Here is a 12,343-nt window from a genome sequence, read left to right as displayed (position 1 = left end):
CCAAGAAAGCGCAGTGGGGTAAAACATTTGCTAACTTCTGTGCTTCATCAAAGCGCTAGAGTCACAAGGAGGACGCAATGCAGATCGCTCTGGGGCCTGGCATGACGAGAGGGCAGGTGCTGTTTGACGTCGTGTCGCCCAGCGATGTCATGGTGCCGTCAGCTCCGTTTGAGGAATTCCTGACTGGGGATGTCGGCGTCTGGCAGATGCCAGATCAGGAAAAGGCCGCTGGGGGCGAAGCGGGTGACGAAAGCGAATCTGCTCATCTGGTCCATATCGTTGACGCGGGTGCCTCCGGACGTCTCCCGCAGGCGATTTTGCCGATACCAAGCGATCCAATGGTGTCGATACACATGCCTCAAAACGAGAGGGCAGTGAAGGCAGTGGTGGCTTCTTCTTCGTGGCCTGCCGCGACTGAAACCGAAGATATGCCAACCCTCACAGGCACGTACGGTCCCGGTGTGCGTGTCGATGCCCACCGGGGGTCCCGTGCGACAGAGGGCATGACTGCGCAGCAAATTGACACCGACGGCAATCTGACAGTCGTGTCGCCCGTCAAAGAGATCGGGGCACCAAATGCAAAGTCACAAGAATCACCGGGACAACCGGTGTCGACCTTGACCGACACGACGACTGCGAAACTCGATGTGTCGGACAAGGCGAACGATCAATTCGTAAGGGGGGATACGCAAAAAAGCGCGTTTTTTCAGTCCGTTGATCAAATCATACCTGCTGCCACCACGATCAGCCCAGCTGCAATCGCGGTCACAAACCCAGTGGTCGGTTTTGCGAACGCGCCGCGAACGTCCATACCGCGCACCGACCTGCAGTTGCGCCAAGACGATCAAACTGTGGGCAGTTTGCGTGCAGTAACCACGGTGCCCGTGATGCCGCCCTTGGGCGGCGCAGTGTCGGACGACATGACTGTCGGGCTGTCGGCGAACGACAAACAGGCCTTTCGGCGCACGCTGGAGGGACAGCGACGAGGTGCGGTTGAAATTCAGGCAACGCCTGTTTCAGATCCACATGAGAAAAGTAGCATTTTCGATGGGATCACCTCGATGATGCGACCCGATTCTGATTCTGTCGACCTCCTGAGATTCGTTCATGCTGGATTGACGTCGGACAGTGGTGCGCGATCCGATTTGATGACGCCGTTTGCGCCTTTGGGCCTTGGGTCTGGCGATTTGCAAGCAGAGCGTGTTTCAAGGTCAACTGTCGCCTCACCCGTCGCGGGCTCCGTCGCGCAGCAGATCGCAGTCACAATCAATCAGGCCACCGAAGGCACGGTTGAGTTGGCGCTGAACCCGGCTGAACTGGGGCGCGTCCGGATGACTTTGACAGCGCAGGATCACGGCATGGCCATCCATGTGTTGACGGAACGGCCGGAAACCGCGGACCTGATGCGGCGCCATTTTGATGTGTTGCAGCAAGAGCTGCGTGCCTTGGGGTACACATCGGTGACGCTGGATTTCGACGCGGGTGGTGCGACCCGTGATCGTGCGAAGGGGCAACCCGAGTCGTCGCAGAACGCAAACGAGATCGGGACTGTTCCAACCGGCGAGCAACCGATCCAGCCCCAGCCGGCGGCGCTGCGTACCGGCGGTTTGGACCTCAGGCTCTGAAGGAAAGCAAAATGGAAATTTCGCAGATCACGTCCCAGCAATTGCAAACGGCGACGACTGCCGTGCCTGCGGCAGACACGACCGCAATCAGTGCCGATTTCGAGACCTTCCTCAAGATGCTGACGGTGCAGATGCAGAATCAGGATCCTCTTGATCCGGTGGATTCGGCCGATTACGCGACGCAGCTTGCGACGTTTTCGGGTGTCGAACAGCAGGTTCAGACCAACGATTTGCTGCGGATCATGACAGGACAATTGGCCGCCGGCGGTTTGTCGCAACTCGCAGGCTGGGTCGGCTTGGAAGCGCGGACCGAAGGCGCGGTCTTGTTCGACGGCACACCGATCACGATCAATCCGATCATGCCTGGCGGGGCGCAGGACGCGCGGCTGATTGTCCGCGATGTCAGTGGGAATGAGGTGCAGCGCATCCCCATTCCGGTTGGGAACGATCCGCTGACATGGGCTGGCGTGACGGCTGACGGTGCGCCGCTGCCAAACGGGCGCTACAGTTTCGAAACGGTCAGCCTGCGTGGCGGCGAGGTGTTGTCGCAGGACCCGGTCGGGATTTACGGGACCATCGCCGAAGTGCGTGTTGAAATGGTCAGAACATGATCCTGTTCGCCTCGGGGCAAAAGGTTCCTGCGGCAGAGGTGACTGCGGTGCGTGATCCGGCGCTTCGGGGGCGTTAAAGAATGCTTTCAGCAAGCCAGAGCAGACCAACGATCGTCGCACCCAGCGCGGCCCAAGAGATACGCGCGATGCGGCGCTGCGGACGGGGCGGTGGCGGTGGGTTGTTCAGACGAATCAGCGCCTCTTCGGCGAGGCGCGGCAGCTGTGGTCCGAACCGCGCAAGGATGATCGCGGTGCGGCGCAGATCATCAAGCAGGGCGCGCGGCCCGATGCTCTTGCTGACATAGTCGGTAACCACCGGCTTGGCCGATTGCCAGATATTCATGTTGGGATCGAGGGTGCGTGCCACGCCTTCGACGACGACCATGGTGCGTTGCAACAGGATCAGTTCGGTTCGGGTTTCCATCCCGAAACGTTCGGTGACCTCGAACAGGTAAGACAAGAGCCGGGCCATGGAGATGCGGCTGGCGTCCATCCCGAAGATCGGTTCTCCGACGGCACGCAGCGCGCGGGCGAATTCATCCACGTCCTTGTCGGCGGGGACATAGCCGGCCTCGAAATGGACCTCGGCCACGCGCTGATAATCCTGCCGGATAAAGCCGAACAGGATTTCCGCGTAGACCCTGCGGGTGTAGCTGTCGATGCGCCCCATGATCCCGAAATCATAAGCGATGATGGTGCCATCGGCGCGAATCTTGAGGTTGCCCTGATGCATGTCGCCATGAAAGAAACCGTCGCGCAGCGCATGGTTGAGGAACAGTGTCAGCACACGGTCCGCGATTGCCTTGCGGTCCAGACCGGCGGCGTCCAGCGCGTCGATATCGCCGGCCCCGATGCCTTCGGCCCAGTCCAGCGTCATCACGCGGCGGCCCGACAGGTCCCAGCGAATGCGCGGCACATGAAACCCGGCGTCGTTTTCGGTGTTGGCGGCAAATTCCGCCGCGGCCGAACTTTCGAGGCGCAGGTCCAATTCGCCCATGACCACACCTTCGAAATGGGTGATCACGTCCATCGGTTTCAGCCTGCGCGATGCAGGCGAAAGCACCTCGACAAAGCGTGCGGCGAAATAAAATGCGTCAATGTCACGGCGAAAGGCGCGCTCGATTCCAGGGCGCAGGATCTTGACGGCGACATCCTCGCCGGTCGCGGCCAGGGTGGCCTTGTGCACCTGCGCCAAGGAGGCGGCCGCAACCGGGTCGGAGAAACTGGAAAAAACGTCCTCGACCTCGACCCCCAGTTCGCGGCGCACCTCGGCGCGGGCCTCGGCGAGGGAAAATGGTGGCAGCTTGTCCTGCAGGACGCGCAGTTGCGTTGCCATTTCGTTTCCGACGACATCGGGTCGGGTCGACAGGACCTGGCCGAACTTGATGTAGGCGGGGCCAAGCGCCGTCAGCGCGCGCGGCGCGGGCGGCATGGTCACGTCGCCCTTGTAGCCCAGCCATTTGAACGGCCAGACCACGCCGCGGACGACACCGCGCAAGAGCGGTCCGACCTCAAATGCGTCCATGATCACACGCATCGCGCCGGTGCGTTCCAGCGTGGCGCCGGTGCGGATCAGGCGGATGATGTTATGCGGGCCGCGCACGGATCAGAGTTTCCAGCCAGAGTGAAGGGCAGCGACACCCATCGTCAGGTTGCGATACTTGGCGTTTTCAAACCCTGCCTGCCGAACCATCCCCAGAAATGTCTCTTGATCGGGAAATTTGCGGATCGATTCGACAAGGTACTGATAGCTGTCGCGATCACCGGCGATCATCTGGCCCATCCGCGGGATGACGTTAAAGCTGTAGGCGTCATAGGCCTTTTGCATCATGGGGTTGGGCAGCTGGCTGAATTCCAGCACCATGAGGCGGCCCCCGGGCCGCAGGACGCGGTATGCCTCGTTCAGGGCCTCTTGGGGGCGGGTCACGTTCCGGATGCCGAAACTGATGGTGTAGACGTCAAAGGTGTTGTCCTCGAACGGCAGTGCCATCGCGTCGCCCACGACCCAGTCCAGCTGACCGGCCATGCGTTCGGCCTCGGCGCGCTTGCGACCCTCGATCAGCATGGGTTCGGTCAGATCAAGCACCGTGGCGTGGCCTGAACCCGCGCGGCGCAGGAACCGGAACGAAATATCGCCGGTGCCGCCTGCCACATCCAACAGTCGCTGACCGGCGCGCGGGGCCAGCCAGTCCATCATCGCATCCTTCCAGATGCGATGGATCCCACCTGACATGACGTCGTTCATGATGTCGTATTTCGATGCGACAGACGAAAAGACACCCCTGACGCGGCCCGCCTTCTGGTCCTCATCGACGGTTTCAAAGCCGAAATGCGTGGTATTGGGTCCGTCGGTCATGGGTTGTCGTCCTTCTCGTCTCGCCCCAGATGTAGGACGCCGCAACCCACCTACAACGTCGTGCGACACATAGGAACACTGCATGCCCGAATTGCCAGAAGTCGAGACCGTGCGCGCCGGGTTGTCCCCGGTGATGGAAGGTCAACTGATCCAGCGGGCCGAGGTCAATCGCCCCGACCTTCGCTGGCCGTTTCCCGACAGGATGGCGGACCGGCTGACAGGGGCAACCGTGCGTGGTTTGCGGCGGCGTTCGAAATACATTCTGGCCGATCTGGACAGTGACGAAACACTGTTGATCCATCTGGGCATGTCCGGTCGGATGCTGATTTCGGGCCATACGGTAGGGAAATTCCATCACCCACATCCGGCCCCGGCAAAACACGATCATGTCGTGTTTCACATGGGGCAGGGCGCGCGGATCACGTTCAACGACGCGCGCCGGTTCGGGGCGATGGACCTGATGCCCACGGCAGAGGCGGATGCGCATTGGCTGATGCGTGATCTGGGGCCGGAACCCTTTTCCAACCAATTCAACGAAACATACCTTGTTGGGCGACTTAAGAGGCGGAACACGCCGATCAAATCGGCATTGCTGGACCAGCGAATCGTCGCGGGTCTGGGCAATATCTACGTGTGCGAGGTGCTGCATCGGGCGGGAATCCATCCTGCGCGCAAGGCGGGACGCATTTCCGCCTCGCGGATTGCGGGCCTCGTGCCGCTGGTCCGGCAGGTCCTGCAAGAGGCGATTGCAGCGGGTGGGTCCAGTCTGCGCGACTACCGCCAAGCGGATGGAGAGCTTGGATATTTTCAGCATGGCTTTGCCGTTTATGACCGCGAGGGCGCACCCTGCACGCGTGATGGATGCCCCGGCGTCATTGACCGTATCGTTCAGTCCGGGCGGTCATCGTTCTTTTGCCCCGGCTGTCAAAGATAGCTTGATCGCCGCGCGTGTTTGAAGCAACACGGTTGCCTGACACGACCAAATGACCCGATCAAACGGAGTGCCGCATGGCCTTTGAGACCATTACAGTCGACACCAGCGATGACATCACGGTTATCACATTGAACCGTCCTGACGCGCTGAATGCCCTCAATCAGCAATTGCTTCAGGAATTGTGCCAGGCGCTGGAAGAGGCCGATGGGTCCGACCAGACCCGCTGCATCATCGTCACCGGATCGGAAAAGGCGTTTGCCGCCGGTGCGGACATCACCGAGATGGCAGACAAGTCCTATGTCGACATGGTCGGCCAGGCCTATTTCCAGGCGCAGTCCGAACGCATCACCGCGATCCGCAAGCCCGTGATCGCCGCAGTGGCCGGCTATGCATTGGGTGGCGGGTGCGAATTGGCGATGATGTGTGATTTCATCATCGCGGCCGATACGGCCAAGTTCGGCCAGCCTGAAATCAATCTGGGCGTCATCCCCGGCATGGGCGGCACGCAGCGTCTGGCGCATGCCGTCGGCAAGGCCAAGGCAATGGATATGAACCTGACGGGCCGTTTCATGGATGCCGAAGAGGCGCTGGCCTCTGGCCTGGTCAGCCGGGTCGTTCCTGCGAAAAAGCTGATGGACGAGGCGCGCGGTGCCGCCGCGAAAATAGCGGCAAAGTCGCTGCTTGCCTCCATGGCGGTCAAGGACACCGTGAACCGGTCGTTCGAGGTCTCGCTGGCCGAGGGCCTGAATTACGAACGGCGCACCTTCTATGGTCTGTTCGCGACGCAGGACCAGAAAGAGGGCATGGCGGCGTTTCAGGAAAAGCGCGAGGCGCAGTTCCGCGACAAGTAAGGGGTTTCCAAACGGGGCGGCGCCCCTTATAGGCCGCCCTACATGCGCGTGATGCCCGCTTTGGCAGATCAACCCGGTAGATGAAAACCCGGGCGGGCCGTTCAGGCGCTATAACAGTATTTGATCGACCCGAAGGAAGCCCAGCATGGCCAATACACCACAGTCCAAGAAGCGCGCAAAACAGAACGAAGCCCGTTTTGCCGTCAACAAGATGCGCCGTTCGCGTATCCGCACATTCCTGCGCACCGTCGAAGAGGCCATCGCCTCTGGCGATCAGGCCGCTGCTGCTGCTGCCCTGAAGGCCGCACAGCCCGAGCTGATGCGCGGCGTCACCAAGGGTGTCGTCCACAAGAACACAGCGGCCCGCAAGATGTCCCGCCTGGCCAGCCGCGTCAAAGCACTGGGCTGATTCTGGGGCCTCTGTGGCCCAATGACGACGATCAAGCGCGCTCCTGCCGGGGCGCGCTTTTTTCATGCCCGAGTCGCCGCTGTAAAAAATTTGTGACGTTTCAAAGGGGTCAGGGATTCTTTCGCACGGAGTCGTGAGTCAAGCGCGTTGTTGCGGTTGTGATGCCCTCTGACACCTTGCTAACTTCACCCAGCGATTCACTTCGTTCCGGGGGGAACATGGAGGGCCGCGACCAAACAGGAACGGGTTTGCGCCGGTATGCGGCGGCCCAGCGATGTGTTCCTTAGGCGTCGTGCTTTCGACAGAAAAGCGAGGATCAGCGCGCGAAATTCATTTCGTGCGAACGCTTGTTCTGTGTCTGTGTCCGGGTGCTCTGCGCACCCGCGTCTGCACAGTCCGTGTATCCCACGCAAGGCGGTGACGGGTCATCCGATCCGTTGGCGTGAACAAGACGGCGATGGTGCCATGTCCAGGGTTAGGCTCTTGGAGATGTGCGATCCGCCCCGGTCTGATGTGCGGCGCGGCAGGGAGACCCTGTCGAGATGATTTGGGAAACAGGGCAGGCAAAATGGGCGAAGCGACCGCGTGGGGACGGGTACAGGACGATCTACGGAACAGCATGAGCAAGGCAAAATTCCAAAGCTGGATTGCCTCTCTGGAATACGCTGGTGTTTCCGATGGCGTCGTGTCCTTTGATGTGCCGACGGCCTTTATCGGAAATTACGTCGAACAGCATTTTGGCGATATGATCGTCTACAGTTTCAACCGCAACGGTCAGGAAGTCAGCCGCCTGCGGTTTGGCGTGAATGCCGATCGTCAGGCGAACCCGTCCGAGGCCCAGCCGGTCAAGGCCGCCACTGCCAAGACATCGACCGCCGATTTCGGACATGATTCCGACCCGCTGGGCCTGCCGCTGGACCCGCAGATGACATTCGACAATTTCGTCGTGGGCAAACCCAACGAGCTGGCACATGCCGCAGCACGCCGTGTGGCCGAGGGCGGACCCGTCACATTCAACCCGCTGTTCCTGTATTCCGGCGTCGGCCTGGGCAAGACCCACCTGATGCACGCCATCGCCAACGAGATCCGCCTGCGCCAGCCAGAGCTGAACGTGCTGTATCTGTCGGCCGAACGGTTCATGTATCGGTTCATCACCGCGCTGCGCGAACGCAAGATGATGGAATTCAAGCACCTGCTGCGGTCCGTTGACGTATTGCTGGTCGATGACGTCCAGTTCATGGGCGGCAAGGATTCGACACAGGAAGAATTCTTTCACACGTTCAACGCATTGGTCGACGCCCGTAAGCAGGTCATTCTGTCCGGCGACCGCGCGCCCGGTGAAATCAAGAACATGGAAGACCGCATGCGGTCGCGCCTGCAATGCGGTCTGGTGATCGACCTTCATCCGACGGATTACGAACTGCGCCTTGGCGTGTTGCAGTCCAAGGTGGCCCAGCAGCAGGACATCTATCCTGACCTCAAGGTTGCACCCGGTGTGCTGGAATTCCTGGCCCAGCGGATCACAACGAACGTGCGTGTCCTGGAGGGCGCATTGGTCCGCCTGTTCGCCCACGCAAGCCTGGTGGGGCTGGATATCGACATGGATCAGACGATCGACTGTCTGGCGGATATTCTGCGTGCCAATGACCGCAAGGTCACGGTCGAGGAAATCCAGCGCAAGGTCAGCGATTACTACCACATTCGCCTGTCCGACATGCTGGGGCCGAAACGCGTCCGCAGCTTTGCCCGGCCGCGTCAGGTGGCGATGTATCTGTCGAAAACCATGACCAGCCGGTCGCTGCCTGACATTGGTCGCCGGTTCGGCAAGCGGGACCACACGACCGTGATGCACGGGGTGCGCAAGATCGAGGATCTGGCCCAAACCGACAGCCAGATCGCGGATGATCTGGAAAACCTGCGACGCGCGCTGGAAGAGTAGCCACACAGCGGATAAATCGTTTGAAAAACCCTTGAGTCGGAGCCGAAAAGCAGTAGCGTCACGGTCCGGCCCGCGGGTGGCCGGTCAACGACGGGGACGACCATGAAATTCAGCATCGAACGGGCCAGCCTACTCAAGGCGGTTGCACAGGCGCAATCGGTCGTCGAGCGGCGCAACACCATTCCGATCCTGGCCAACGTCCTGATCGAGGCCGAAGGCGACACCGTGCAGTTCCGCGCCACCGATCTGGATATCGAGGTTGTGGACCGCGCGCCTGCCAAGGTTGACCGCGCCGGTGCGACGACGGTGGCTGCCGTCACGCTGAACGAGATCGTGCGCAAATTGCCGGATGGTGCATTGGTCACCTTGTCCGAGGATACGGCCTCCGGACGTCTGACGATTCAGGCAGGCCGTTCGAATTTCCAGCTGGCGACGCTGCCGCGCGAAGATTTCCCGGTGATGGCGACATCCGACTACACCACCAACTTCAGCGCGCCGGCACCGGTGCTGCGCCGCTTGTTCGACAAGGCTAAATTCGCAATCTCGACCGAAGAGACGCGCTATTACCTCAACGGTGTCTACATGCACGAGGCTGACGGCGAGGGCGGCAAGGTTCTGCGCTGTGTCGCGACTGACGGTCACAGGCTGGCGCGCATCGACGCAGATCTGCCACAGGGCGCATCCGGCATGGCCGGTGTGATCGTCCCGCGCAAGACCGTGGGCGAGCTGCGCAAGCTGCTGGATGATGACGATTTGCAGGTGGCCGTGTCGGTGTCCGAGACCAAGGTGCGGTTCGCCACACCGGACATCACGTTGACGTCCAAGGTGATCGACGGGACATTCCCCGACTACACCCGCGTCATTCCGACCGGCAACACCCGCAAGATGGAAGTCGACGCCTCTGAGTTTGCCAAGGCGGTGGACCGGGTCGCGACCGTCAGTTCCGAGCGGTCGCGCGCCGTGAAACTGCAACTGGACGAGGATCGTCTGATCCTGTCGGTGAATGCCCCCGACAGCGGCAACGCCGAAGAAGAGCTGGCCGTGGCCTATAGCGATGAGCGTCTGGAGATCGGGTTCAACGCGAAATACCTGCTGGAAATCGCAAGCCAGGTGGATCGCGAGAATGCGGTGTTCCTGTTCAACTCGTCCGGTGATCCGACGCTGATGCGCGAAGGCAATGACACCTCTGCGGTTTATGTTGTCATGCCGATGCGGGTTTGATCGGATAATCTGACGATTATCCGATGCCTCCGGCGGGGATATTTTTGACCAGAAGAATGGATGCCGCGTGACCAGCCTTGCGGTGACGCATTTGCAGCTGTCGCACTTTCGCTCGCACAAGCGGGCGGTGCTGGACGTCGATGCGCGTCCAGTGGCGATTCATGGCCCGAACGGTGCGGGCAAGACCAACCTGATCGAGGCGATTTCCTATTTGTCTCCGGGCCGCGGGCTGCGGCGTGCCCAGACCGGCGACGTCGCGCGCAAACCAGAGGCGCTGGGATGGAAGATTTCAGCCGAACTGAGCAACACTGGCCGGGTGACCGAATTGGTGACTGGGGCGGAGGGCACCGCGTCCCGGACGGTCACGATCGATGGCAAGGCCGCGACGCAGACCGCACTGGCCAGCGTGGTGCGGGTGCTGTGGCTGATCCCCGCGATGGACCGGTTGTGGATTGAGGGGGCCGAGGGGCGGCGGCGGTTTCTGGACCGCGCAACACTGTCCTTTGTACCTGACCACGCCGAGGCGAGCCTGCGTTACGAGCGCGCGATGCGCGAACGCAATCGCCTGCTGAAGGACATGGTGCGCGACGCCCACTGGTATGGCGCGCTGGAGCAGCAGATGGCCGAAGCGGGGGCCGTAGTGCAAGCCAACCGCGCGGTCTGTGTCGCAGCCCTGATTGCAGCTCAGGACGGAGCCGCGACGGCATTTCCGATAGCCGAACTGGCGCTGACGGACACTGGCGAGATCATGGCCGACGGGGCCGAGGCCCTGCTGGCGGCGTTCCAGGACGGTCGGGGGCGCGACATGGCGGCGGGGCGCACGCTGTCGGGACCGCACCGCAGCGATCTGGAAGCGGTCTATGCAGTCAAGGGCGTGCCTGCACGCGACTGTTCGACGGGCGAGCAGAAGGCGCTGCTGATCAGTCTGATCCTCGCGAATGCCCGCGCGCTCGCGCGCGATACTGGCCAGCCGCCGATCCTGCTGCTGGACGAGGTTGCGGCGCACCTCGATGCGGACCGGCGGGCCGCACTCTATGACGAGATCTGCGCGCTGGGCGCTCAGGCCTGGATGACGGGAACGGAACCGGGGCTGTTTGATGCGCTGGGTGCGCGCGGGCAATACCTGCGCGTGACCGACAGCGCCGGCGCGTCGACGGTGACACCGGAGCCAAGCCATGCAGATTGATGTCATTCCCGAAATGGCGTTGACCGCGCAGGATGACCGAGCGATCGCGGCCCTGCTTGACCGCGCGTTCGGCCCCGGTTTCGATGGTCGGTCATTTTTCAAGCAGCGCCACCATCTGCGGATCGTGGCGCGCCGGGACGGCGACATCCTGGGGCATGTGGCGCTGTTGATGCGCGACATCCGGCTGGGGGCGCGACTGGTGCCGATCATCGGTCTGGCCGAGGTGGCGACCGATCCTGCATGTCGCGGGCAGGGTATTGCAGGCGCGCTCTTGACAGAGGCGTTGACGCAGGCGCGTGCGTCGCTTGCGGAATTTGTCGTGCTGTTCGGCGACAGGCCGATCTACGCGGGTCACGGATTTCTGCGGGCCAATAACACGCTGACCTACGCGCTGCTGGGCGACGCGCAGACCCAAGGAATGAAATCACGGGTCGATGACGGGCTGATGATCCTGCCACTGCGGGGCAGCGCATGGGATTTTCAGGCACGGGTCGATCTGGTGGGGCATCTGTTTTGACGATCTCGGCTGGTGATATGGCGCTTTATGTCGGTGCGCTTTTTGCGTTGTTTCTGACGCCGGGACCTGTCTGGGTTGCATTGATCGCGCGCACCATGTCGGGTGGGTTCAACGCGGCCTGGCCTTTGGCGCTGGGTGTCGTCGTGGGCGACGTGCTGTGGCCCTTGCTGGCGATCCTCGGGGTGTCCTGGGTCGTGTCGGTCTATGCGGGTTTCATGACCGCCTTGCGTTGGGTGGCCTGCATCACGTTCCTGGTGATGGGGTGGCTGGTAATCCGCAACGCGGGCAGCGGCGTGGCGTCGAACTCTCGTCTGACACGGCCCGGCATCTGGGCGGGGTTTCTGGCCGGGCTGGCTGTCATCCTCGGCAACCCAAAGGCGGTGCTGTTCTACATGGGGGTGTTGCCGGGGTTCTTTGATCTGGGGGCACTGACGCGCTGGGACGTGGTCGCGATCTGCACGGCATCCTTTGTGGTGCCGCTGATGGGCAACTTGATCCTTGCGTTCTTTTTCGGGCGGGCGCGGGCGCTGCTGACCTCGCCTGTCGCACTGCGCCGAACCAACCGGATTGCAGGCGGTTTGCTGATCGCCGTGGGTCTTGCGATACCCTTTGTCTGACTACAAAATATGGGGGTTTGCGGGTGACAGGACCGGCAAAAAAGCATATATTTTGCGGATAAGAACAAGGATAATTC

At 61.6% G+C, this 12,343-nt stretch carries 12 protein-coding genes; 10 read left to right on the top strand and 2 right to left on the bottom strand.

Annotation, left to right across the window (positions count from 1 at the left end; all coding sequences use genetic code 11):
* Nucleotides 1-77: 77 nt before the first annotated feature.
* Complete coding sequence (locus BMX27_RS00520; RefSeq protein WP_090157988.1) at nt 78-1,625, top strand: flagellar hook-length control protein FliK; 1,548 nt, start codon at nt 78-80, stop codon at nt 1,623-1,625.
* A gap of 11 nt (nt 1,626-1,636) precedes the next feature.
* On the top strand, nt 1,637-2,236 hold the full coding sequence (locus BMX27_RS00515) for a flagellar hook capping FlgD N-terminal domain-containing protein (protein WP_256212344.1): 600 nt from the start codon (nt 1,637-1,639) through the stop codon (nt 2,234-2,236).
* A 73-nt stretch (nt 2,237-2,309) separates the two neighbouring features.
* Here the strand turns inward: BMX27_RS00515 and ubiB are convergent, their stop codons facing one another.
* Together ubiB and ubiE are read right to left on the bottom strand one after the other, a co-directional pair.
* Entirely contained in the window at nt 2,310-3,839 is a 1,530-nt protein-coding gene (gene ubiB, locus BMX27_RS00510) for a 2-polyprenylphenol 6-hydroxylase (protein WP_090157987.1), read from the bottom strand.
* A gap of 3 nt (nt 3,840-3,842) precedes the next feature.
* Nucleotides 3,843-4,592 carry a bifunctional demethylmenaquinone methyltransferase/2-methoxy-6-polyprenyl-1,4-benzoquinol methylase UbiE gene (ubiE, locus tag BMX27_RS00505; RefSeq protein WP_056029381.1) on the bottom strand — a complete coding sequence of 250 codons (750 nt, stop codon included), beginning with the start codon at nt 4,590-4,592 and terminating at the stop codon, nt 3,843-3,845.
* Between the two features lie 82 nt (nt 4,593-4,674).
* Between ubiE and mutM the strand changes: the two genes are divergently transcribed.
* From mutM to BMX27_RS00465, 8 genes are all read left to right on the top strand, one after another.
* Nucleotides 4,675-5,526, top strand: a complete 852-nt coding sequence (gene mutM, locus BMX27_RS00500) for a bifunctional DNA-formamidopyrimidine glycosylase/DNA-(apurinic or apyrimidinic site) lyase (RefSeq protein ID WP_090157986.1) — start codon at nt 4,675-4,677, stop codon at nt 5,524-5,526.
* 74 nt (nt 5,527-5,600) lie between these two features.
* The gene (locus BMX27_RS00495) at nt 5,601-6,377 is read left to right on the top strand and encodes an enoyl-CoA hydratase (protein WP_056029375.1); all 777 of its coding nucleotides are present in this window, start codon (nt 5,601-5,603) and stop codon (nt 6,375-6,377) included.
* Between the two features lie 145 nt (nt 6,378-6,522).
* Nucleotides 6,523-6,786, top strand: a complete 264-nt coding sequence (rpsT, locus tag BMX27_RS00490; RefSeq protein WP_056029372.1) for a 30S ribosomal protein S20 — start codon at nt 6,523-6,525, stop codon at nt 6,784-6,786.
* 568 nt (nt 6,787-7,354) lie between these two features.
* Nucleotides 7,355-8,725, top strand: a complete 1,371-nt coding sequence (gene dnaA, locus BMX27_RS00485; protein ID WP_090157985.1) for a chromosomal replication initiator protein DnaA — start codon at nt 7,355-7,357, stop codon at nt 8,723-8,725.
* Nucleotides 8,726-8,827: 102 nt separating this feature from the next.
* Complete coding sequence (dnaN, locus tag BMX27_RS00480) at nt 8,828-9,946, top strand: DNA polymerase III subunit beta (RefSeq protein ID WP_056029364.1); 1,119 nt, start codon at nt 8,828-8,830, stop codon at nt 9,944-9,946.
* 67 nt (nt 9,947-10,013) lie between these two features.
* Nucleotides 10,014-11,132 (top strand): DNA replication/repair protein RecF, encoded by a 1,119-nt coding sequence (gene recF / locus BMX27_RS00475; protein ID WP_090157984.1) that lies wholly within the window; start codon nt 10,014-10,016, stop codon nt 11,130-11,132.
* Nucleotides 11,122-11,649: a GNAT family N-acetyltransferase gene (locus BMX27_RS00470; protein ID WP_090157983.1), complete on the top strand. Its 528-nt coding sequence runs from the start codon at nt 11,122-11,124 to the stop codon at nt 11,647-11,649. The genes recF and BMX27_RS00470 overlap by 11 nt, the downstream gene beginning before the upstream one ends.
* A complete protein-coding gene (locus BMX27_RS00465) occupies nt 11,646-12,266 on the top strand; it encodes a LysE family translocator (RefSeq protein ID WP_090157982.1) in 621 nt (206 codons plus the stop codon). Before BMX27_RS00470 ends, BMX27_RS00465 begins: the two co-directional genes overlap by 4 nt.
* The last annotated feature ends 77 nt before the right edge of the window (nt 12,267-12,343 follow it).

The organism is Loktanella sp. DSM 29012 (assembly GCF_900110705.1).
GTDB classification, from domain to species: Bacteria; Pseudomonadota; Alphaproteobacteria; order Rhodobacterales; family Rhodobacteraceae; genus Loktanella; species Loktanella gaetbuli.
Note: the sequence above shows the minus strand (reverse complement) of the source record. Positions and strands in the feature narration are given on the sequence as shown.